This window comes from Galactobacter valiniphilus (genome assembly GCF_003575975.1).
GTDB classification, from domain to species: Bacteria; Actinomycetota; Actinomycetes; order Actinomycetales; family Micrococcaceae; genus Galactobacter; species Galactobacter valiniphilus.
Genome location: NZ_QQXK01000041.1, coordinates 1 through 22,644 on the forward strand (window position 1 = coordinate 1; position 22,644 = coordinate 22,644).

At 69.0% G+C, this 22,644-nt stretch carries 19 protein-coding genes and 1 pseudogene; 4 read left to right on the forward strand and 16 right to left on the reverse strand.

The annotated features are described in order from the left end of the window. Positions 1-112: 112 nt before the first annotated feature. From DWB68_RS14860 to DWB68_RS14885, 6 genes are all read right to left on the reverse strand, one after another. Entirely contained in the window at positions 113-652 is a 540-nt protein-coding gene (locus DWB68_RS14860) for a YaeQ family protein (RefSeq protein ID WP_119425906.1), read from the reverse strand. A 34-nt stretch (positions 653-686) separates the two neighbouring features. After that, positions 687-1,460 (reverse strand): cache domain-containing protein, encoded by a 774-nt coding sequence (locus tag DWB68_RS14865; protein ID WP_119425907.1) that lies wholly within the window; start codon positions 1,458-1,460, stop codon positions 687-689. Beyond that, positions 1,457-2,212: a FadR/GntR family transcriptional regulator gene (locus DWB68_RS14870; RefSeq protein WP_158588336.1), complete on the reverse strand. Its 756-nt coding sequence runs from the start codon at positions 2,210-2,212 to the stop codon at positions 1,457-1,459. The genes DWB68_RS14865 and DWB68_RS14870 overlap by 4 nt, the downstream gene beginning before the upstream one ends. Before the next feature lie 159 nt (positions 2,213-2,371). Further along, positions 2,372-3,454, reverse strand: coding sequence for a heme-dependent oxidative N-demethylase family protein (locus DWB68_RS14875; protein ID WP_119425909.1), 1,083 nt, complete (start codon positions 3,452-3,454; stop codon positions 2,372-2,374). An 11-nt stretch (positions 3,455-3,465) separates the two neighbouring features. After that, entirely contained in the window at positions 3,466-4,437 is a 972-nt protein-coding gene (locus DWB68_RS14880) for a PDR/VanB family oxidoreductase (RefSeq protein WP_119425910.1), read from the reverse strand. Further along, positions 4,434-5,042 (reverse strand): dimethylamine monooxygenase subunit DmmA family protein, encoded by a 609-nt coding sequence (locus DWB68_RS14885; RefSeq protein ID WP_119425911.1) that lies wholly within the window; start codon positions 5,040-5,042, stop codon positions 4,434-4,436. Before DWB68_RS14885 ends, DWB68_RS14880 begins: the two co-directional genes overlap by 4 nt. A 255-nt stretch (positions 5,043-5,297) precedes the next feature. Between DWB68_RS14885 and DWB68_RS14890 the strand changes: the two genes are divergently transcribed. After that, the gene (locus DWB68_RS14890; protein ID WP_119425912.1) at positions 5,298-6,821 is read left to right on the forward strand and encodes an APC family permease; all 1,524 of its coding nucleotides are present in this window, start codon (positions 5,298-5,300) and stop codon (positions 6,819-6,821) included. Positions 6,822-7,036: 215 nt separating this feature from the next. Here the strand turns inward: DWB68_RS14890 and DWB68_RS14895 are convergent, their stop codons facing one another. From DWB68_RS14895 to DWB68_RS17080, 3 genes and pseudogenes are all read right to left on the reverse strand, one after another. Next, the gene (locus tag DWB68_RS14895; RefSeq protein ID WP_119425913.1) at positions 7,037-7,453 is read right to left on the reverse strand and encodes a hypothetical protein; all 417 of its coding nucleotides are present in this window, start codon (positions 7,451-7,453) and stop codon (positions 7,037-7,039) included. Between the two features lie 88 nt (positions 7,454-7,541). Continuing rightward, a pseudogene (locus DWB68_RS17075) lies at positions 7,542-8,228 on the reverse strand (alpha/beta-hydrolase family protein); the annotation flags it as partial. Positions 8,229-8,245: 17 nt separating this feature from the next. Then, the gene (locus DWB68_RS17080) at positions 8,246-9,127 is read right to left on the reverse strand and encodes an alpha/beta-hydrolase N-terminal domain-containing protein (RefSeq protein WP_119425915.1); all 882 of its coding nucleotides are present in this window, start codon (positions 9,125-9,127) and stop codon (positions 8,246-8,248) included. 457 nt (positions 9,128-9,584) lie between these two features. Between DWB68_RS17080 and DWB68_RS14910 the strand changes: the two genes are divergently transcribed. After that, positions 9,585-10,934 carry a C1 family peptidase gene (locus tag DWB68_RS14910; protein ID WP_119425916.1) on the forward strand — a complete coding sequence of 450 codons (1,350 nt, stop codon included), beginning with the start codon at positions 9,585-9,587 and terminating at the stop codon, positions 10,932-10,934. A 130-nt stretch (positions 10,935-11,064) separates the two neighbouring features. Here DWB68_RS14910 and DWB68_RS14915 read toward each other — a convergent pair whose 3' ends face one another. From DWB68_RS14915 to DWB68_RS16880, 6 genes are all read right to left on the reverse strand, one after another. Beyond that, positions 11,065-12,696 (reverse strand): serine hydrolase domain-containing protein, encoded by a 1,632-nt coding sequence (locus DWB68_RS14915; RefSeq protein WP_233548864.1) that lies wholly within the window; start codon positions 12,694-12,696, stop codon positions 11,065-11,067. 90 nt (positions 12,697-12,786) lie between these two features. Then, entirely contained in the window at positions 12,787-14,661 is a 1,875-nt protein-coding gene (locus DWB68_RS17205; protein WP_119425917.1) for a membrane dipeptidase, read from the reverse strand. A gap of 2 nt (positions 14,662-14,663) precedes the next feature. Beyond that, entirely contained in the window at positions 14,664-15,536 is an 873-nt protein-coding gene (locus tag DWB68_RS14925; RefSeq protein WP_119425918.1) for an aminotransferase class IV, read from the reverse strand. Positions 15,537-15,661: 125 nt separating this feature from the next. Continuing rightward, positions 15,662-16,786, reverse strand: coding sequence for an o-succinylbenzoate synthase (gene menC / locus DWB68_RS14930; protein ID WP_119425919.1), 1,125 nt, complete (start codon positions 16,784-16,786; stop codon positions 15,662-15,664). After that, complete coding sequence (locus DWB68_RS14935; RefSeq protein ID WP_119425920.1) at positions 16,783-17,472, reverse strand: MurR/RpiR family transcriptional regulator; 690 nt, start codon at positions 17,470-17,472, stop codon at positions 16,783-16,785. Before DWB68_RS14935 ends, menC begins: the two co-directional genes overlap by 4 nt. Continuing rightward, positions 17,469-18,320: a GNAT family N-acetyltransferase gene (locus DWB68_RS16880; RefSeq protein ID WP_119425921.1), complete on the reverse strand. Its 852-nt coding sequence runs from the start codon at positions 18,318-18,320 to the stop codon at positions 17,469-17,471. Before DWB68_RS16880 ends, DWB68_RS14935 begins: the two co-directional genes overlap by 4 nt. Before the next feature lie 115 nt (positions 18,321-18,435). On the opposite strand from DWB68_RS16880, the gene DWB68_RS14945 reads away from it, so the two are divergent. Beyond that, positions 18,436-19,584, forward strand: a complete 1,149-nt coding sequence (locus DWB68_RS14945) for a M20/M25/M40 family metallo-hydrolase (RefSeq protein WP_119425922.1) — start codon at positions 18,436-18,438, stop codon at positions 19,582-19,584. A gap of 118 nt (positions 19,585-19,702) precedes the next feature. Here the strand turns inward: DWB68_RS14945 and DWB68_RS14950 are convergent, their stop codons facing one another. Beyond that, entirely contained in the window at positions 19,703-20,911 is a 1,209-nt protein-coding gene (locus DWB68_RS14950) for a C39 family peptidase (protein WP_199700472.1), read from the reverse strand. 347 nt (positions 20,912-21,258) lie between these two features. Between DWB68_RS14950 and DWB68_RS14955 the strand changes: the two genes are divergently transcribed. Further along, the coding region (locus DWB68_RS14955; RefSeq protein ID WP_147391706.1) for an ABC transporter substrate-binding protein at positions 21,259-22,644 on the forward strand (1,386 nt) is incomplete at its 3' end.

Genomic DNA, 22,644 nt, shown 5'->3' on the forward strand with positions numbered 1-22,644 from the left:
AGGACACGAGGACCTCCGTGGATCGAGTGAGTGTGGTAACCCACATCGATACCGGAGGTCCTCACCTCATCCCGTCACGCCACGCTGACCACAACCACCGTGGGAAGAACAGCTAGGCCGCGAAGGACTGCAGCACCGGCGTGGAGAACTGCTTGTCGTTGAGCTCGAGGTACAGCGTGCCCTCCGTGAGCGTCAGGGAGAGATCGTTGCGGCGCTCGATCGCCTCGGCCGCGTTATCGATGGAGTGCGGCTCGAAGCCGATCACGCGAATCTCCTTGCCGCGGTGCAGGGGCTTGCCTGCCCACGTGGCGGCGAGCCGCTCGGGGTCGCGCTGCGTGTAGACGGCCGCGCGGCCGGCGAGCTTGGAGCCGTAGTGCAGGCGGGCGGCGTCGGGCGCTCCCACCTCGATCCACGAGGTGAAGGCCCGCGTCAGGTCCTTGACGAAGACGGCCGGCTCGTTCGTCGCGGCGATGCCCTGGCTCAGTTCGATGCCCTCCTCGAACTCGAGGGCGTAGGCGATCACGCGTAGCAGGAGGTTGCCCTCGGTCTCGGAGGCCTGGCGCGCCGTGCGCAGCGAGATCTCCTCGTAGATTCCCGCGTCCACGTTCGCGAGCTGGACGGTGAACGTGTGCATGACGGCGCCGATTCCCATGGGCTCCATGGTAGGCGCGCCGCGCCGCCGCGGCTCACTCGTAGACGACGGTCACCGAGGCGCCCGAGGCGCGTAGCGGGTGCTCCTTGAGGCCCAGCTCGGCCGGGCGCACGCGGTCGCCGGCGATGAGCGAGCTGGTGTTGCTCGCGAGCACGCTGCCGTGCGTGGTCACGAGTGCCGCGCGGCCGGGGAAGCGCTGCAGCAGCGGCAGCAGCTCGCGCTCGAGGTCGCTCATCTTGATGTCGACGCCGGCGATGCCGACGGGGCGGCCGTGCACCGAGCTCTGTGCCGTGAGCGTCACGACGTACTCGTCCACTCCGAGGTAGTCGATGTACGGGCCGGTGATCCAGTGCTGGCCGGACCCGAAGGTCATGACAAACCACTCGATCTTCTCGTAGTCGTAGAAGCGGTCGCCGGACGGGTTCAGGCCAAACGCGTAGCGGTGCACGCCGAGCGAGGCGTCGCGCTCCCACCACTCGATGACCCCGCGCCCCTCGGCATCGGCGGCGCGCGCGAAGATCACGCCCACGCCGTCGGCGGCCGGGTGCTCGGCCAGGAAACGCTTGCTGCGCTTCTTGATGCCGTCGCGGCCCAGGCGGGCCAGCGCCACGACGTCGTCCTCGGGGGAGGAGGCCTTCTCGAGATGCTCGCAGAAGTCGGCGTTGAGGGTGTCGAGGTCCGCGAAGGCGCGCGTGAACCAGCGCGAGAGGGCATCCACCTCGGGGGGCGGAGCAACGCCTGACTCGTCGAGGGGGTCGGCGAGCTCGGCCGCTGGGGCGGCCTCGAGCGGGGAGGGAGACGAGCTCACGAGGACGTGACCTCCAGTGAGAGCTTGGCGTCGATGACGCAGTGGGCATCGGCCGAGATGTGCTCGGCCATGGCGCGGGCCGCCGCGTCGCCGTCACCCGAGGCGATGGCGTCGACGATGCGCAGGTGCTGCTCCTGGATGGAGCGCGCGCCGCCCCCACCGAACAGGCTCTGGGCCCACAGGAGCGGGGTGAGCTCGCTCTGCAGCTCCAGTTCGGCGTTCATGAGTCGGCGGGACTGGGCCAGGACGGCGACCTCGATGTGGAAGCGGCTGTCGGCACTCGCGGCGGTGGCGGCCGTGGGGGCGGTCGTCACGCTCGTGGCGAGCTCGCGCAGACGCGCCAGCGCCCCGTCCCACGCCCGTTCGGCGGCGAGGCGGGCCGTGGTGGAGCCGACCGAGATGGAATGGTCGCGCAGATCCCTCAGTTCCACGACGCTCAAGGAACGCAGGCGGTTCTCGGACTCGGCGTCGGAGGGGAAGGGTGCCTTGACGACAAAGCTGCCGCCGCTGCGGCCGCGGTGCGTGACCACGATGCCGCGCTCGCGCAGCACGGCCAGGCCCTTGCGCAGGGTCGCGACGGCCACGCCGAACTGCTGGGCCAGCTCGATCTCCGGGGGCAGGCGCTCTCCCACGGCCAGCAGCCCCAGCGAGATCGAGTTCGCAATCCGGTCCGCGATCACATGAGCATTGCCGGCCTGTTGAGCCTCCTCCGCCGCCGCTGCGGGGTGGGGCTCGGCTCCGGTGGTTCTCACGTGACTCCTGTTCGCGAACAAAGGGGAAGGGGCGGGGCGTCGCGCCCAGTTTACGTCGAGCGCGACGCCCCGCCCCGGAGCCGTGCGGCGCGGGCCGTGGCCCGCGCCGCACGGTGGAGGCTGCGGGGCTCGATGAGGTGAGCCCCGCGACCGAGCCGGTCACTCACCCGGCTGGATGCCCCCCTCAAGCCACGGGTACCCCGTGGCCAGCGGCGCGCCGTCGTCGTACTTGGCAAGGCAGTTCACGGCGTGCTCGTGGTAGCGGTGGAAGCCCTTGTAGTCCACGAGCTCGTGATCGAGCGAGGCGAGCGCGCGGTGCATGCGCTTGGCCCAATCCGGGGCGTGCTCCACGAGCTCGGCGAGCGAGATCAGGTAGGTGCGCACGGGGAAGACCACGGCGTTGGAGCGCGGCAGGCGGTGCAGGGGCTGCAGCTCGATACGCAGGTACACGCTCTCGCCGGCGTTCTCCTCCGTGACCGTGGCGCGGTCCGGGGCCCAGTCGGGGAGCGTCTCCACGGAGGTCTCCAGGCGCGGGTTCACGGTCAGCGACCAGTTCACGCGGCGCACCGGGTGGCCCGGCTTCATGCGCAGCAGGAACTTCAGAGCGCGGTCGAGGATGCCCATCTCGTGCAGCTTCGGCACGGGGCCGTGGAACTCGTAGAAGTGCATGCCCAGGTTGAAGCGCAGCGAGTAGTCGGCGCGCTCGGTGGCCATGCCGGCACCGATGATGAGGTCGTTGTCCTTCTCCTCCAGGACGATGAACTCGCCCTGGGCCTGGCGCGTGGCGTACTCCATGGGATCCATGGGGAGCGTGGAGGGGTCGCCGAACGTGAAGGTGTCGTCGATCTCCAGCAGGCGGTTGACCCAGTGCCATTCGTTGCCGTTCTTCGTCAGCGTGAAGTGCTCCGGGTAGTCGCGGGCATAGGCCTCGAAGATCACCTCGAGGAGATCCCACTGCGCCTCCAGCATGTGCGGCAGGGCTGCGTAGTGCACGCCGGGCATGTCCTCGAGCATCTGCGCGCGGTGGCGGCACTCGGAGACGTAGTGCTCGTCGATGTCGAACTCGGCGCGCAGGGCACCCTCGCCCGTGGGGACGTGCGGCTCCAGATTCATGGAGTACATGTACTCGTCATCCGGGAAGGGGAACGGGGAACGGCGCACGCTCTCGCGGGAGTTGACGTAGTCGAACTCGCCCTCGGGGGTGTACGTCTCGTGCGTCTTGAAGATGGGGGTGGAAGACATCGACATTCTCCTCAGGCGTTGATGACGAGCTTGGAGCAGATGCCGCGGGACACGCACGGCATGATGTGGGAGTTGGCTGCGCGTTCCTTCTCGGAGAGCCAGTCATCCCGGTGATCGATGGTTCCCTCGATCTCGACGACCTCCAGCTCGCACTCGCCGCAGGCGCCGCCGCGGCAGAGGTAGGGGAGGCGGTAGCCCTGCTCCTCCGCGGCCTCGAGGAGGCTCTGGTCGGGGGAGACGTTGATGACCACGCCGGTCTTGGCCATGGTCGCGCTGAAGGGTTCGCCCGTGGAACCGGTGTCCTCGAAGCGCTCAAAGTGGATGTGGGAGTCGGTCCAGCCGAGGGCGTGGGCGGAGTCCACGACCTCGTCGATCATCCCGGAGGGGCCGCACACGTAGACGTGGGTGCCGAGGGGGCGCTCGGCGAGGACCTCGGCGATGTTCATCCGGTTCCCGGTGCCGCCCTCGTAGAGGGTGACGGCGTCTCCGTAGCGCTCACGCAGCTCGAGGCCCAGGCGGGAGTGGTCGGCACCGCGCACCGCGAGGTGCAGCTCGTAGGTGTCGCCCTTCAGCGAGAGCTCTTCGAGCTGCGCAAAGACGGGGGTGATGCCCACGCCGCCGGCGATGAACACGTGGTGGCGGGCGTGCTTGGAGAGCGGGAAGAGGTTCGCGGGGATCGTCACGGGGACAATGTCTCCGGCCTTGACGTTCTGGTGGATCGCCACGGATCCGCCCTTGCCGTCCTCCACGCGGCGGACCGCGATCTGGTACTTGCTCGCGTCGTACGGCGAGCTCATGAGGGAGTAGGCGTTGCGGTGCGTGCCGTCCTCCGTCTCGATGAGGACCGTGACGTGGCTGCCGCCGGAGAACGGCGGAAGCCAGGAGCCGTCCGTGGGGACAAAGGTGAAGCGGCTGATCTCCGGGGTGACGGGCTCCACGCTCTCGACGCGGAGGTGCAGGGTGCCTGCGCTGGCGGTGCTCACGTGTCCAACTCCTCATCGATGTCGGGAAGCTCGCCGGGAACTTCGCCGTCTGCCTTGACGCCCTGGAACGCGGCCAGGCGGCTCGAGTAGTGATCGCGCACCACGAGGTTGAGGTGGCAGCCCGGGCACTCGAAGACGCGCATGGTGACGTTGTCGGTGTAGGTGTCGCAGTGCGCGCACCACACGCGGCGGACGAGCGAGCCGGCCTGCTCGCGCAGCACCTCGTCGCTGTCCATGCCAAAGGCGCTGGCGACCTGCATCGCCGTGCCGATGAAGCCCTCGGAGCCGGCGAGGTATAGGCGGGTGCCCATCTTGGCCGTGCCGAGGACCTCGCGCAGGGTCTCGAGGGCCGCCTCGTTGGAGCTCACGGGGATCAGCTCGGCGACGGACTCGGTGGTCAGCTCGGCCAGGTGGTTGTCGCCGTCGAAGGACTCGGTGGAGTAAATGACCGTGGTCTGCGCGCGCTGCGCGGGGGTCATGGCCGCAAGCAGCTTCAGGAGGGGAGCTCCTCCGCTGCCCTGGGCGGCGGCGACGTGGCGCAGGCCGCTGGCGAGGGGGGTCAGCTCGTCGTAGGTCGGGCGGCTCTTGATTCCGGTGATCAGCACGGGCTTCTCCTTTCGGTGAGGGTGATCACTAATCATTCACATCTCAATCTTTTACGTCAAGCCCGCGACGAGACACCGCCCACCCTTCCGTGCCTTATCTCTGGCGTGCGTTGCGCTCCGGTGGTGCACGCCGCGGCCTCGGTCCCGTGTTTCCGCCATGAAAACAATCGCCGAACCCCTCGACGCTCGAGTGTGAGCTGTGTTAAAAATCTACAGCTCTATGTTTTGATCCCTCGCAATCAGGAGTGCACCCTCATGACTGATCAGGCTCCTAAGCCAGCGTCGCTCAGCGACAACGAACACCTCGCGGTGCTCGGCTACGACGACACCTTCAAGCGGTCGATGAGCCTCTGGGCCAACTTCGCCCTCGGCTTCACCTACCTCTCGCCCATCGTGGGCGTGTACTCCCTCTTTGCCGTCTCCCTGAGCGTGGGCGGCCCGCCGTCCGTGTTCTGGATCTTCATCGTGGGCGCCGGCCAGCTACTGGTCTCGCTCGTGTTCGGTGAGGTGGTCTCGCAGTACCCCATCCACGGCGGCATCTACCCCTGGGCCAGAAGGCTCTGGAACCGCCGCTATGCGTGGATGGCCACGTGGGTCTACATCTGGGCCATCATCGTCACCATCACCTCGGTGGCGCAGTACGGCGCCGGCTTTGCCGCCAGCCTGTTTGGCATGGATCCGTCCAATCCAACCGTGATCCTGCTGATCACGCTCGGCCTACTGCTCCTGGCGCTTGGCATCAACTTCTCCGGCACCAAGTGGCTGGGCCGCGTGGCCCGCATCGGCCTCATGGCCGAGCTCATCGGCGTCATCGGCCTGGGCCTGTACCTGCTCCTCTTCCAGCGCAAGAACAGCTTCAGCGTCTTCTTCGACTCTATGGGTGTTGAGGGCGCCGGCAGCTACTCCTCCGCGTTCTTCGGTGCTGCCCTCGCCGGCCTCTTCCTCTTCTACGGCTTCGAGGCCTGCGGCGACGTGGCCGAGGAAGTGGAGAACCCCGCCAAGCGCATCCCCGTTGCCATGATGATGACCATCCTGGTGGGTGGCGTTTCCGCGCTCTTCTCCTTCTGCGGCTACGTGCTGGCCGCCCCGAACCTGCAGGCGATCGTCTCCGGCGAGGACCCGGACCCGATCCCGAGCATCCTCGATTCCACGGTGGGTCCCATCGGCACCAAGGTCTTCCTGATCATCGCCGTGACCGCGTTCATCTCCTGCGTGCTCTCCCTGCAGGCCGCTGCGAGCCGCCTGCTCTACTCCTTCGCCCGCGACGGCATGCTCCCGGGCCACGTGTGGCTCTCCAAGGTCTCCGAGCGCACGCAGGTTCCCACCAACGCGCTCATCGTGGCCTGCACCGTCCCCGCTGTGCTGGCCGTCATCGTCTGGATCAACCCCGCGCTCATGGTGCCGATCACGGGCTTCGCGGTCCTCGGCATCTACTGCGCGTTCCAGTCCGTCGTCCTGGCCTCGCTGCGCCAGCGCATCAGGGGCTGGAAGCCGGCGGGTCCGTTCTCCCTCGGCCGTTGGGGCGTCGTCGTCAACGTCGTAGCCCTGGCCTACGGCCTCTTTGCGATGTTCCTGCTGGCCAAGCCGGGCGACACCGGTGACTTCTGGGCCGATTACGTGGTGCTCATCGGCCTCGTGGTCGTGGCCGGCTCCGGCATCCTCTACCTGACCATCGCCCGCCCCGACCGCGTCTCCGACGCCCCCGAGGGTGACGCGATCATCGTGGCCGAGCAGATCCGCGCTCTGACGAGCAAGGCCCAGGACAAGGTCAGCGCCTGATTCACCTTCTTCCCCCCGGATGCATCGGAGGCCCCGCCTGCTGGCGGGGCCTCCTTTGGTGTGTGGGGTTTTCAGTGCCCGACGGCGGGTGGGCGCCGTGGAGGGGCGTGGTCGCCGAGGCGAAGGCGGCAGCGGCTCCCGCGCCCGCGCCGGTCAGCTGGAGGCGTGTCGTTCCATCGCGGTTCTGCCGAACCCGGAACCCGCGGTGGTGAGCCTCAGCGTGCCCCCGCCGCTGCCGTCCCCAGTGCCGGCCGAACGCTTCGTTGCGAGTGCCGCCAGGAGAAGAGCGCCACGGCGCCGAAGGCGATGAGCGCCCCGGGAAGACCGACGTACAGCAGGGCCTCCGGCCCGGAGGATGCGTAGGGCAGCTCGGGGACGAACGTGGCCAGACCGGCCGCCGTTCCGGCCACCATCGCGGCCTCGAGCGCACGGGTGGCGGAGGAGTCCTCCTGCGCTGCCTCCGCGATCGCGCCCACGCCGCCGGCAAACGCGCCGATGAGTCCGCCAATGATGAGGAACCACGGCGTCATGGACCGCAGCTCCTCGCCGGTCAGCCCCGAGGACACCGCCCACACGAGGGCGTAGAGGGCGCAGATCGCGGCCCCGATCACTGGCAAGAAGCGTCTCTTCATGGCGGTTCCTCCGAACCTCGCAGCGTTGCTGATGCGGCCAAATTACGCGCTGGACGGGGCGCCACATGCCGGGTGCCTCCGCGGAGCGCTACTCCTGGAAGAGGGGGATCTGCGCGTACGTGGCGATCTCCGTCTGCACGCGCTCGAGCGCGGCCGCATCGAGGGTGGACCCCGTGCTGACCTGCTCCCACCCGGTGAGGACCACGTCGCCGAAGTTGTGGCCATAGGAGGCGGGGACCGCCTCGCTCACGAGCATGTCGAGCGTGACCTGCAGGCCCGTCACCACGGGGATCCAGTGCATCGAGGGGCTCAGGTCTGCGCTGCGTTGCTCAGGCGTGAGCCGCTCGGGGCGCCGCCAGAAGAGCTTGGGCGAGAGCCACGTGATCGGGTCAGTCGCGTGCTGGAGATAGAGGACGCGCGGGCGCTCCCACTCGCCCTGCCCTGCCGCCCCGTCGCCGGGGCGAGACATCCAGCGGACCTGCCGCCCGCCGTCGAGCACCGGCTGCCATTCGGAGGTGCCGGCGTCGCGCTGGGACTGGAGCGTGCGCCACATCGTGGAGCCGTTTGGGCTGCCGACGAGGAGTGCGCCGTCGGTGCGGGCACGTAGCTCATCCACGTCGGAGAAGACAGCCTGTGTGCCGTGCGCGCCGAGGCTCAGGCCGTAGGCCAGGAGCTGCGGCCGCGCGTCCACCGCGAGCTGCTTCCAGCGGGCCTCGATGGTCTCGAAGAGCGCGCGCGAGGCACCCACCGGCGCGTCCGGGTCGAAGACGAAGGAGACCCAGCTGGGGGGGGTTAGGCGTACTGCATGGAGGCGATCGCGGTGTCGCCGCCGAGGAGGTACTCGAGCGAATCGACGGTCTGCGCCTCGAGCCGACCGGAGCCCGTGGTCGTGGCGACCATGAGGACCTTGCGCTGGAAGGCGCCCGTGCGCTCGAGTTCCTTGACCACGAGATCCGCCCTGGCCTGCGTGGGCCGCGCCGACTCGAGCCCCGCGTAGACGCGGATGGGTTCCTTGGCCGGCTGGCCCGTGATCTCGGTGATCTTGGCGGCGCTTGGGCCGCCTCCAATGAACGCCGTGCCGTGGCGGCCCAGGGTGTCCCAGGCGATGGCCGAGCCCTCGCCGGCCGATCGATACGTGGAGGCGGGCTCGGTCACACCCTCCTCGGGTCCGTGGTTGCTGGCATAGAAGATGCGGTCGACGCCGGCCAGCGCGCCAGCCACGACGAGGGCGAGCCCGGCCGCGACGGCGCCGGCGGTGAGGAGGCCGGCCAGCGGCGCGCGCAGGCGGCGCGCGAAGCGGCGGTACAGACCGCGCACGCCCTTGCCGATGAGGAGGAAGAGCAGGGTGTGGAGGATGAAGGTGCCGAGGAACGCACCCACGCTGAGGCCGTTGAGCGGTTCCATGCTGACGAGCTGGCGGATCTCGTTCTGCCAGTGCAGGGCCAGCGAGGGCAGCGCGATCACGGCGACGAGCCACACGAGCGCGTACGCGATCCACGAGTTGCGGCCCGGTCGGGGCAGTGTGAAGCGGCGGAGCAGGGCCGCGCGGACGGCGCCCCACACCAGGACACCCACGAGGTAGCCCACACCAAACGCGAGCGCCGCGAGCACGCCCTGGAGCGAGGCGGGGCGGGGGAGGAGCGACGGCGTGACGGAGAGGACGGCTGCCACCACGCCACCGAGCGAACCGGCCAGGCTTGGGACCCACCAGCGTGCTTTATCGGGCCGGTGGGCATGGGCGCTGGCGCTGGGGTGTTGGCCTGCGGCGCGGTGGCTGCTCGATCCTGGGTCATCCCTGAATCCTGGCGCATCCTTGCCGCGATGCTCGTGTCCAGGATTCTTCTGACGTCGCGCTGTGGGCGCGGCCGTGCCGCGCGTCGGCGATGAACGGTACTCAGAGAGAAGCCCTCACCACGCAGCACCGCGCTGGAAGCGTTGGCGCTCTGAGCGGGGCGCAGGTCAACCCTGCGTGTGCGGTGGGGCGGCGACGCCTTCCGGAGTGTTCCCGGCCTCCGGAGGCGTGCGCGTCATGCGCGAGGTCGGCGTCCAACGTGCCGTGAGGATCGAGGGAATCCGGTTGGGTATATGTTTCGTATCACTCGCGTGACAGCATAGGGCCATGACCTCTCCTATGCCTGATAAATCTCGCAAACGCCAGCAACTCTCCCCGGAAACGCTCGCCGCTTGGTTCGAATCATTTGAAGCGGATGCTGCCGCGCGTCGGTCCATGAACGCGGTCGCGCGCACCACGGTGGATGACGTGGCCCTTGACCGCACACGCTTGCTCTCCGTCCAGACCTCTATGTCCCATCGCTTGGATGACTGGAAGGCTGTGGATCAGAAGCGCTCCGGGCGCTGCTGGCTCTTTGCCGCCTTGAACCTGCTGCGTTCGGACGCCCGCCGGGCCTTGAACGTCAAGGAGTTCGAGTTCAGTCAGAACCACGCGATGTACTGGGACAAGTTGGAGCGGGCCAACTTTTTCTTGGAGGACATGATCCAGCTGGCGGACGCCGCCCCGGAGGATCGCCTGCCCGCCTTCCTGCTGGGGAACGTGGCGGATGACGGAGGCCAATGGGACATGGAGGTCTCCGTGTTCCTCAAGCATGGTGCCGTGCCCAAGGCCCTCATGCCGGAGACTGAATCCTCCTCCAATACCTCCAAGCTGAACCAGTCGCTGCGCAGACAGCTGCGGATCGGCGCTCGGCGCCTGCGCGAGGCGGCTCAGGCCGACGCTGGTGCCGCCGAGCTGACCTCGCTCAAGGAAGAGATCCTCAAGGAGACCCACCGCATCCTCACGATTCACCTCGGCGTGCCTCCCACCGAGTTTGAGTGGCAATACAACGACGACGACAGGGTCTTCCACCGCGAGGGAACCTTCACGCCGCAGTCCTTCCTGGCCACGTACACCGAGATTGACCTGACGCAGTACGTCTGCCTGGTGGATGACCCGCGTCCGGAGCATCCCAAGGGCGCAACGCTCACGGTTGCGCACCTGGGCAACGTGGTGGGCGGTTCGCCCGTGCTGTACCTGAACGTCGATGTGCAGACCATGAAGCAAGTTGCCGCGGCCAGCATTGAGCAGGGCGAGCCCGTGTGGTTCGGCTGCGATGTGGACCCGCAGATGGAAAGCACCGGCGGCATCTGGCACGCGGAACTCTTCGACTACAACGGCGTCTATGGCGTGGACTTGTCCACCACGAAGGAGGAGCGGGTCCGCTTCGGAGAATCCGCGATGACCCACGCCATGCTGTTCACGGGCGTCGATCTGGTGGAGAACACGCCGCGCCGCTGGCGCGTGGAGAACAGCTGGGGCTCGGAGAAGTTCGATGGGGGCTTCTGCACCATGGACGACTCCTGGTTCGACGAGTACGTCTTCGAGGTGGTGGTCCGCAAGGATCGCCTGCCGCAGTCCCTGCAGGACGCGCTGGCCACCGAGCCGCTGGTACTGCCGGCCTGGGATCCCATGGGGGCCCTGGCCTGATCGGCCTGCTTGGGGCGCGTTGGTGGTGAGTCGGCTCGAGGGAGCCGGCCCCCCACCAACGGGCGTCAACGGTGCCTCGGAACCGCACCGGACTTCGGTGCGGTTCCGGCTCGTGCTGCTTCGCCGGTGGTCAGCCCTCCACCACGGCCGCGGAGCGCCAGTCCGAGGAGCCGGGCTCCCCCGCGGGGAGCGTTCCTTCGTCGTTGGCCATCCAGAACGTCAATCCCTGCACCACAGGGGAGTGCAGTCCCACCAGATGCACCTCGGCCAGCAGCGTTCCGTTCTGGCACGGAATGCCCCAGCGAAGGGTCGAGGCCTCCGGCGCGCTCACGATCCGCTCGGCGAACCCGTCGCCCGGTTCGCGGGCCAGCGGGGACCCCAGCGTCTCAAGCAGCACGGACAGGCGCGCGTCGCGCACCTCGGCGGAGGCATCGGCCAGCAACTGGGGGGAGAGGAGTCCCGGCGTGTCGGCCAAGGCACCCAGGGAGTCCCCGGCGCGCACGGCAGCATCCACGGCCTGGGCGGCATCACGGGCCTGAGCCCACGGTCGCACCACGCCGGAAGGCACAGACAGGGTGCCCAACACTGCTTCGAGCAGATCTCCGGCGATGGCCCCGGCGCCGAACGCATCAGTATTGCCGAAGGCCACCACCCCTACGCCGCTGACCGGATGCCATCGCATGTGCGAGGAGAATCCAGGCAGCCCCCCGGAGTGCTGAATCACGCGGCCGAAGCGTGCATGGTGTTCCGCCACCAGTCCATACCCATAGCCCACGCCCTCTAAGGTGCGCCCACCCAGAGATGTCGCCGTGGCGTTCATCAGAGTGCGGGCCGTCTGCATTTCCCGGCGCGAGCGGGCCGAGAGCACGGCCTCGTCGGCGGCACCAGCAGCGCTCTCCGCGGTGGATGGTTCGAGCGCGGATCCCAAGAAGTGCATCCATGTGGCCATGTCAGCGGCGGTGGAGAACAGCGAGCCGATGCATCCCAGCGCCCCGCACCCCACGTACGGCTCTGGCACGAAGGTGGTGCCGTCGTCGAAGGTGCGGAAGCCCGCGGCCAGGTCGGCGCCTTCCGGGTACAGCGGTGCGTCGGCCAGCGTGGAGCTCAACCCCAGGGGCTCCAGCAGGCGCTGCCGAATGACCTCTTCCACGGCGGAGCCGGTGACCGCTTCGATGGCTCGCCCAATGATGGAGATGCCCAGGTTTGAGTACTGGTAGGTGGTGCCCGGCTCAGCGCTCAGCCGCAGGCCATCGGCCACGTGCCGGGCCATGTCGGCGCGCGCCAGCCCTAGGTGTCGGTCTCCCCACGCGTTGTCCTCGGCCAACCCGCCCTTGTTGGACAGCAAGAGATCAAGCGTGAGTTCGGCGCAGCGCCCCCCGAACTCTGCGGAGGCCAACTCCGGCACGTAGCGCGTGACCGGTGCATGCAGGTCAAGCAGCCCCTCGTCCCGCAGGCTCAGGGCAGCGGCGGCCAAGAACGACTTGGACATGGACGCGATGCGAAAGACCGTATCCGCCTGCGTCGTGGCACCGTCGCGCCGCGGCTGGCCGTGGGTGCGTAGCGCCACCACGCGGCCGCGGTGCACCACGGCGGCCAGGGAAGCAGGGGCACGACGCAGCGTGGCGGCGTCCATCCTCTCGTCGAGCGCCGCCAGGCCCGCCTCCGCGACGGCCAGGTCGCTGGGCAGGGCGCCCACGGCGCCACCCACCGAGTAGCGCGCGCCTGGCAGCGTGCTGAGGCCCGGCAGACTCAGCGCACTCACGGGGTCGCCGGCCGCGTCGCCAGGCACAGCGACAGCCCGCGCCGTGTGAATGGGGCCGCCTGCCTTGGTCCTCGCTATAGTCGCCACGCCTCAGGCCTCCTTGCGCCCGGCGAAGCGCTGCCGCACCTCGGCCGCGAAACCGCTGGCCATGCCGCGGCTCGCCGTCGTGTTCTCTTCGTCAACGGTCCGCGCCGTCTCCACGAGACCCTGCAGGGAATGGCCCTCGCCGGCCAGTGCGGCATCGTCCCAGCGCAGCAGGTCCTCTGCGCAGGCCTCCGGGTGGAACTGCAGGCCGCGCACGTGCTTGCCCAGGCGGAACGCCTGATTCGCCACCTCGGCGCTGGAACCCAGCAGCACCGCTTCCGCCGGGAGCGCCGTGATCATGTCCTGATGGTTCTCGATCATGTGCGCGCTGGCGCCCAAGGCACCCAGCACGGCATCCGCCGCGCCGGCCTCGGACGTCAGAATCGCCGTGGCGCCGCGCTCCTTGGGCCCGAACTTGGCGCGCACCTCACCGCCGCCCACGTGGGCCAGCAGCTGCCCGCCCAGGCAAATGCCAAGGGTGGGAAGATCTGCTGCGATGGCCTCGGATGCGAGTACGCGCTCCTGAGCCAGCCATGGGGCCTTGTTGTCCTCATCCGGCATGAGCCCACCGCCCAGCATCACGAGCCCGTCATATCCATCCAGGGTAGAGGGCAGGCCCTCCGCCCCCACGCGGACGTCGAGGTTCAGGTCCTCCTCCTCCAGCCAGCCGGTGAGGCGGCGCGGCCCGGAATCCACGGAGTTGATGACCACCAGGACGCGAGGGGAGCTGGCGTCGGGGGCGGCGGGGTCAGCCGCACTGGCGGCGTCAGCCGGCTCACCCTTCGGCAGCGCGCTCAGCGTCTGCGACGGGGCCAGCTGGCGCACGGGTGCAAGGTGCGCCTCGGCCGGGGCCGGGGCGGTGCCATCCATGAATGCCAGGTGATCCGCGTCGGAGGCCTCCATCACGCGCAGCACGTTGCGGTACGCCAGGTCTTCCAGGTGCGGCTCGCTCCAGCCGCGGCGGCGCAGCTCGTCCAGCAGCGCGGGGTAGCAGGAGACGTCCCCAAGGCCATCCGGCATGGAGTCGGTGCCGTCGTAGTCCGCGCCCAGGCCCACGGCGTGATGCCCGGCCACGCGGGCGATGTGCTCCACGTGATCCGCCACATCGGTCACGCCTACGGCGGGCGCCCGGCCCACCTCGCCGGCCGCAACCCAGTCGCGGCGGGCCTGGTTCACGAAGGAGGGAACGAAGGCCACCATGACCACACCGTCCCCCTCGCCGATGCCGCGCAGCACGTCGTCCGGGACGTTGCGCGGGTGATCCGTGAGCGCCAGCGCGCCGGAGTGGGAGACCACCACGGGGCGGGTGCTCACGCGCAGCGCGTCGCGCATGGTGCAGGGGGCCACATGTGCCAGGTCCACCAGCATGCCGATGCGGTTCATCTCCCGCACCACGTCCTCGCCAAAGGCGGTGAGGCCGCCGTGGCGCTCCTCATCCGTGGCGGAGTCCGCCCACTCGATGGTGCGGGACCAGGTCAGGGTCATGTACCGCGCGCCAAGGCGGGCGTACTGGCGCAGCACGGCCAGGGAATTGTCGATCTGGGCGCCGCCCTCCACGCCAATGAGGGAGGCCAGCTTGCCCTCACCAATGGCGGCGCGCGCGTCCGCCGCAGTGCGCGCGAAGCGCAGGCGCTCCGGGTATGCGGCAACCAGGCGGTGCACAAAGTCGATCTGCTCAAGCGTTGCGGTGACCTGCTCCGCGCCGGTCAGCTCCGGGTCAACCCACACGGACCAGAACTGCCCGCCCACGTCTCCGGCCGCCAGACGCGGCAGGTCCGTGTGCAGGTCCGGGACGTTTCCGTCCAAGCCCAGCGCGCTGTACCCGCGCTTCTCGCGGCTGGCCCAGGCCAGGTCGTTGTGTCCATCGATAACGGGAATCATGCCTAACGCCTCCGAGCGTCCAGATCGGTGTTCATCAGTTCGGTCCAGGCGGCGTCAACGGTCCTGGCCGCGCCGTCCAGCTCGCGGATGGGGGCGGCGCCGCGCGTGCTGGAGCACAGCCATAGCGCGTCCGCCTCCACGAGGTCCGCGGGGGAGAGGTTCTTGATGAGGGTGGCGACGCCGTGCGCCTCAAGCGCCGTGAACGCGTCGGCCTGCGTGGTGCCGGGCAGGATGCCGAGCTCCACGGGCGGGGTCACTGCGGTGTCGCCGAAGCGGGCAATGACGGTGGAGCTGGGGCCCTCCAGCACGTAATCGTCGGAGCTGACGAAGATGACGTCGTCCGCGCCGCGCCGGGCGGCCTCGCGCCCGGCTGCCTTGTTCACGGCGTACGCCAGCGACTTGGCGCCCTGCAGCAGCCACGGCGAGGTCTGCGCCACGTCGTGTCGGTAGCCGCGGTCCAGGGTGACCACCTTGATGCCGCCCGCGCGCTCGCCGGACGGGTCATCCGCCAGGAATCCAAGCGCCCAGCCGGTGGGGTGGCTGCCGCCCTCAATGCCGCGCGTCATCACGAACTTCACGGCGCCCGGGCGCGGGTCCTCGGGGATGGCGGCCGCCGCGGCCTCGATGGCTTCGGTCCAGTGCGCCCGGTTGGGAACGGGCAGGTCAAGCATGGCGGCCGAGCGCTCAAAGCGGTCAAGGTGCGGGCCCAGCGCCTGCAGCACGCCGCCGCGCACGGCGATGGTCTCGAAGATGCCGTCCCCGCGGGTGACGCCCAGGTCCGTGACCGGGATGACTGGCTCCGCGGGGTCGTGGCGGGTGAGGCGGCCGGCGCCCTCGGCGGAGAGGTCAAGGACGAAGAGGCTCAGGGGGGTCAAGGAAGGCTCCTGGATGGGTTCTGCTGGGGTTTTCAGGAAAGTTTTCTGGTGCACGACGCCGGTGACCGGGCCCCGCGCGCCGGTCTCGGCGCGCGGGTGGCTGGGTTGGCGGTGTGGCTGCGGACTCAGGCCGGCACGGCCGCCGTGTCGAAGGTGCGCAGGGTGTTCTGCTGCACCCACGGCACGTCGATCTGGTGGCCCAAGCCGGCGCCGGTGGGAACCGTCACCACGCCGTGGTCCGCGCTGACCGGCGGCAGGACAACATCGTGAGCGTAGTACTTGTCGGAGCCGGACACGTCCGAGGGGAGGGTGAAGCCCGGCAGCGAGGAGATGGCCACGTTGGCGGCGCGGCCTACGCCGAACTCATGCATGCCGCCGCACCACACGGGGATGCCGGCCTCCAGCGCCATGTCGTGGGCCTTGCGGGCCAGGCCCAGGCCGCCCATGCGCGAGACCTTGATGTTCAGCACGCGGCCAGCGTCCAGGGCAATCATGGTGCGCAGGTCTCCCAGGTCAACCACGGATTCGTCCAGACACACGGGGGTCTGTATGCGGGCCTGCAGCGCGGCGTGGGCCATGAGGTCTCGCGGCGCGTACGGCTGCTCAAGCATGGTGAGGTGCTGCTTATCCAGGGCCGCGAACACGGCCGCGGTTTCCTCGGTGTCCGGGTAGGCGCCGTTGGCGTCAACGTGGAGGTCAAGGGTGGGGTGGGCGGCGCGCACGGCGCGAACCGGCTCCACGTCCCAGCCCGGGGCAATCTTCAGTTTCACTCGGCCATAGCCGGCCTCAAGCTGGCGCTCCACCTGCTCCACCAGTGCGTCGAGGGTGGGCTCAATGCCCAGGGAGACTCCGGCCACCACCTCGGTGCGCGTGCCGCCCAGCGCCGTGGCCAGGGGCAGGCCCTGTGCCCGGGCGAAAAGGTCCCACACGGCGCCGGAGACGCCGGCTTTGGCGAACTCGTGCCCACGGATCTTGGCGAACGCTGCATCCAGCTCGTCCGGGTGCTCCCAGTCCACTCCCACCACGCGGGGGGCCAGGTAGTGGCTCGCCACGTGCCACGCGGTCACGGTGGTCTCGGAGCAGTAGTACGGGTCAGCGGGTGAGGCAATCTCGCCCCAGCCCACGCGGCCCTCGGTGTCCGTGACCTCCACCAGGATGTGGTCAAGCCCGGACTTGCGGTGGGAGCTGGTCTGGAAGCTATGGACCAGGGGAAGGCCAACCTCGAACAGCCGCAGCCTTTCGATCCTCATGCCTCTGGCTCCTTTTCTGGTTCGTGATGGTAGAGATCAAGGGTCGCGGCGAGCTCGTCGCGCACGGCCAGGCGGCGGCGCGCACCCTTGGCGCTCGCCGCGGTGAGGGTCCCCAACAGCTGGCACACGGCGGCCACGGCGGTGGGGGAGTCCGCGTAGGAGGCGGACCCCGTGTTCACGTGGATGCGCACGTCCGCCCGCGGCGCCAGCGGTGCGTCGTCCGCGTCGGTCACCACCACCAGCTGCCCGCCGGCGGCCTTGAAGGCCTCGCCGAAGCGGACGGTCTCGCTGCGGTAGCGGCGCAGGGAGAAGACGATGAGCACATCCGAGGAACGCACATCGGAAAGCACAGCAAGCGGGTTCAGGGCCCGCCCGTCCACCACAAACACGTTGGAGAGGGTGGCGGAGAGGTCCGCGCCCAGCAGCGCCGCGTAGGTTCCCGACTTGCCCTCGCCGCTGATGTAGCGGCGGCGGGCTCCCAGGATCACGGCTGCGGCTCGCGGAGCGGCGCCGGACGCGGCCAGCTCGGCGAAGGTCTGCGCCAGCGATTGCGTCTCCGCCTCCATCACGCGCGCCTGCACGCCCTCGGCGGAGACGTTGGTGCGGAAGCGCTCGCCGAAGCGATCCTGCGGGGACGGCAGGGAGCGGTCCGGGGTGGGAGCGGTGTTCTCCTGAAGCTCGGTCATGATTGCTCCTGCAGGGCGCTGGCTGGCACCGCGAGATACGCGGCCGTACTCGGATCGTCGCTCACGCGGGAGCAGGAGAGAAGAACGTTTCCGTTTCGGAACATGGTGTCGAGGGTGTCCGCCAGCCGCTGGCGCAGCGCCGCGCGCTCGGCGTCGTTCGCATCCCCCGCCACCACCGAGGAGGGAATGGCAATCCAGAACCCGCCCAGGGCCTCCGGCTCGGTGGCCGGCGTGGCAAGGCCCCACTCCGTGGTTCCCAGTCCGTGCGGGGTGAGCGCGCGTGTCGCCGCGGCCCTCGCCGCGCCCGCGGCGCCCAGGCCCGCACCGGCGTCGAGCCTCCAATCCACCACCAGCCTGTCGGTGCCCGGGCGCCCGTAGTAGTCGCGCTCGTGGGCGGCGCCCACGGCACCCAGGGAATTGAAGTTGAAGTGCGCGTTACGTGCCAAAAGAGGATCGAAGGTCCAGCGCATGGTGTGCTGGCCCCAGGCCAGGGCCACCTCGCGCTGGGCCAGCTTGAGGGCGCGGCCCACGCCCGCCCCCTGCAGGGCGGGATCCACCACGGCGGCCTGGGAGTAGTGGAAGTCAAGGCCCTCGCGGTCGCGGCCGGCGAAGCCATAGGCGAAGCCAACCAGGCGGCGGGGGGCCTGTCCGGTGGCGTCGGCGTAGACGCCGACGGTGGAACCACCGTTCTTGGCCAGGGCCGAGAGGAGGTTCGGGTTGAGGGAGAAATCCTTGGGCTGATACCGGAAAACTCGGGCGTACAGCTCGGCTGCCTCCAGGAGGGAGGCGGAGTCCGTGAGGCTTTGGATGCCTAGTCCGGCGGGAAGTGCTCCGCGGGAGTCGTCCACGATACGTTTCCTATGTTTGGACGGTTTGAGGAGGTTTCTCCGACAATATAAGCCCGTTGTGAGTCAGGCAAGAGTCCTATATGTTTCGTAAAACGGTTCCTTACAGGAGAGTGACATGAACCAGACGCCAGGCACCCCGTCCGCAGCGGATCTTGAGGCGGACGGCCCGCGCCTGCTGGAGCGGCTCCGGAGGCTGGTGAACCTGGAGAGTCCCTCCCGCGATGCTGAGGCCAGCGCCCGCATCAACGAGCTCCTGGCTGCGTGGTGGCGCGCGGCCGGCGCCGAGGTCACCCTGCACGTCACGCCCGCGGGAACGCACCTGGTGGCGGAGGTTCCGGGGCGCGGCGAACCCCTCCTCTTCGTGGGGCACAGCGACACCGTCTGGCCGGTTGGATCCCTGGACGGGGAGGTGCCGTGGCTGGTGGACGGCGACACCGTGGCGGGGCCCGGTGTGTTCGACATGAAGTCCGGACTCCTCGTCATGTTGGAGGCCGTGGATCGCCTGCGCGGCCGCGAGACCCAGCGCCGCGCTGTGCGCGTAGTGGTGGTGTGCGACGAGGAGATTGGTTCCCCGGAGAGCCGCCCCCTGCTTGAACGCTGCTGCCAGGGCGTGGTGGCGGCCATCGGCTTCGAGTCCCCGCACCCGGACGGCGCGCTGAAGGTGGGGCGCCGCGGAAGCACCCGCGTGCGGATCGCCGTGACAGGCAAGGCCGCCCACGCCGCGCTGGACCCGGACGGCGGCGCCTCCGCCATCGACGAACTGGTGGACCAGCTGGCGGCCGTGCGGGCCATCACGGGGGACCCCACACTGGCCTCCGAGGTGCTCTGCAACAGCGGCACCATCCAGGGCGGAACCCGCGCCAACGTGGTCTCCGCGCACGCCGAGGCCGAGCTGGGGCTACGCTTCATGGACGGCCGCACCGAGGAGCGGGTTCTCTCTGCACTGCGGGGTCTCACGCCCGTGCGCGAGCGCGCCCAGCTGGAGGTGGAGATCCTCAGCCACCGCCCGGCCTGGGCGCCCAGTGCGGGGGATACGGCCTTCGCTGGGACCCTTTCGCGTCTTGCCGCGGGCCTGGGGCTCACGCTCGAGGGGCGGCCCGCCGCCGGCGCCGGCGACACCAACCTGGTGGGCAGCCTGGGCATCCCCACCGTTGACGGCTTTGGGCCGGTGGGCGCCGGTGCCCACGCGGTCACCGAGCGGGCCTCCCTGGCCTCCATGCATCAGCGCGCCGAGCTGCTGGCACAGGTGCTGCTGGAGTTCTGAGGCCGGCGCGGTGCCCGTGTCCGCGTCTCCGCGGCCATGCACGTCGTTTCCTTCACCTCACGTGTCTATTGACCGGTGAACTGAAGGAAACGACGTGAGCGGCTCCGGAGTGGCGCGCTCACCAGGCGCGCGAGCCCTCCGATGCCTGCGGCAGCGCCGCCCCGCGAAGGCCAAGCAGGTACACCGTGCGGCGGCTCGTGGCCCAGGCCGCGTCGAACGCGCCCGCGGGGTACGTGCGAAGCCCCTCTTCCGGGGTGGTGCAGGCCGGGTCCGACACGCGCACGTTTCCGTCCGCGTCCAGCCCCAGCGCCACTAGCAGGTGCCCGGCGGTGGAGTAGTCCGCGCCCGGCATGTCCTCTTGGTTGAACGCCACCGAGCAGATCACCGGGAAGCCAGCGCACGTGAGCGTGCCGAGGTCCGCCAGCGAGCCAAGGCGAGTCACCACGGCGTCAAGCCCCAGGTGACCGGCTAGCGCCGCGTTGAAGCTCCAGTTGCCCGTGCCGGCGAAGGCCGGGTCGAACACGTGCGCAGCGGTCCACGGCACGCGCGGGTCGCCCTCCGTGGGCGGAACGTCCGTGCGGGGCATCTCCGCGGGAACTTCCACGCCCCACGCGTCCATCACCATGGCCAGCGACGTGGGCGAGCACCACACCGACCCGCCGCCGCCCAGATCCGTGCGCGGCTTGTGCTGCCGCTGCGAGAGCGGGCGCACGGCCGTCGTGGCGCCGGTGAGGGCTTCTTCTTGCCGAGCGCCGGTGATCGGGTTGGCTGCGTCTGCCGCCCCGGGCAGCGGGGTCTCCTCCTGCCCGACGCCGGTGGTCGGGTCCGTCGCCTCGCGTGCCACGGCCGCCGCGGGGTCCGGCGCGCTGAAGTGCAGGGCCGCCAGGGTGAGGGCCTCGTTGTCTGCGCTGAGGTTGGCTGGCTCGTTCAGCGTGATGCGCAGACGCGCAGCGGTGATGGCCTGGCCCGGGCGTGCCGTGAGCACATCAGTTTCCACCGTTGCGGGCCCAGCGTCGAGTTCCTCGGCGTCCCATCCCGTCGTGGCGTCCGCGCCATCACCCGCGGCAGTGCTGGTGCGCGTTGCTCCGTCCAGCGCGTCCCACCGGGCCAGCGCCAACCACGGGCCCCACATCCCGTGGGCATCGGCCGCGCTCACTTCGATGAGTGCCCCGGAAGCCGGAGTCAGGTTCCAGCTTGCAACCACTTGGTCCGCGTCGAAACCGGGGGAGAGCGGTGCGGAGGTCCAGGTGCGCCGCTTTGCGTCCCAGCCGTGGGCGGTGTCGGAGCGGAGCAGGGCGGAGTTGAAGGCGGGGGATGAGGCTGTCATGTGTCACGCAACTTTCGGAGGGTCCATGGCTGACGGAAGGATGATCCGTAACGGATCATCCGGTGTGGGACTCGCGCAGTCCAGCGGGCGGCACATCCCGTTCATGTGAATGCCACCCGTGGTTCTTCCAGATTCCGCAGTATCTAGGCGGATTTCGGCCACTAATTGGCATCGAAGTCCGCAGGATTTCATCTTTTACATGCTCGTAGTTGTGTTTCTGACGGGTAAAACTCAGGGCTGATCTGCTTCAAATGTGTTGACCAGGTCACATCACATGGGTTTGGATCGTCTCCATCGACCAGACATCCGTGGTGGATGTCTGGTCTCGACCGAAGGAATCACACCTCATGCGCACATCACCTCGCACCAGCACGTTCCAAAGGCTTTCCCGCACCCTGACCGCCGCGGCCCTGGTTGCCGCCATCCCGCTGGGCACGGCCGGCGCCGCGAGCGCCGCCTCGCTGCCGCAGGCGGTCACGGCCGAGTCCGCCGCGGCGACGTCGGGTGACAACGTCCTGCGTATCGCCACCTCCGGCTTCGTGGACAGCTTCAACCCCTTTATCTCCATCTACCTCCTGCCCACCAACTCGATTCGCTACATGTACGAGTCGCTGGTGCAGAACGGCCAGGAGGACGGCTCGCCCACCAAGGGCCTGGCGGATCACTGGGAGACCTCCACGGACGGCAAGACCTGGACGTTCACCCTGCAGGACAACCTCAAGTGGTCGGACGATCAGCCCATCACCTCCGCCGACGTGAAGTACACGTACGAGCAGATGATGACCGTTCCGGACCTGGGCACCGCCAACGGCAACCTGGTGCAGAACTTCAAGAGCGTTGAGACCCCGGACGACAAGACCGTGGTCATCAAGCTCAAGTCCTCCCAGGCCCCCAACCCGGGCGTGGAGATCCCGATTGTGCCCAAGCACATCTGGGAAAAGATCGATAACCCGGCGGACTTCAAGAACGAGGAAAACGTGGTGGGCTCCGGTCCATTCCTCCTGAAGTCCTACAAGGCCAACGAGTCAATCACCTTCACTGCCAATAAGAACTTCTGGCAGGGCGCCCCCAAGATCGACGGCCTGCAGTACATCTACTACACCAACTCGGATGCCCAGGTGCAGGCGCTGCGCTCCGGCGACGTGGACCTGGTGGCGGGCCTGACCCCCACGCAGTACAAGGCGCTTGAGGGTGCCGAGGGCGTCACGGTGCACTCCGGCGAGGGCCGCCGCTACTCCTCCATCTCCATCAACCCGGGCCTGAAGACCCGCACGGGTGAGTCCTTCGGTACCGGCAACGCCGCGCTGCAGGATAAGGAGGTGCGCCAGGCCATCCGCCTCGGCACCGACACCAAGACGCTGCTGGAGAAGGTCCAGGACAACCAGGGTGTGCTGGCTACCAGCTTCATCCCGGTGTCCTTCCCCAAGTGGACCCTCTCCACGGAGAACCCGGTGATCCAGAGCTACGATCCCGAGGCCGCCAAGAAGAAGCTTGAGGACGACGGCTGGACCGTTGGATCCGACGGCATCCGCGAGAAGGACGGCAAGAAGCTCAAGCTGCGCCTCCTGGTTGACTCCGAGGACTCCACCGAGCAGTCCATCGCGGAGTACTTCAAGCCGTGGATGAAGGAGATCGGCATCGACGTCGACGTGCAGTTGATGGCGCTCATCGAAATTCCCCAGAGTTGCTCATCGGAATTCCTCAGGTCGCGTGGTCAGGTTAGCGCAGGTTCG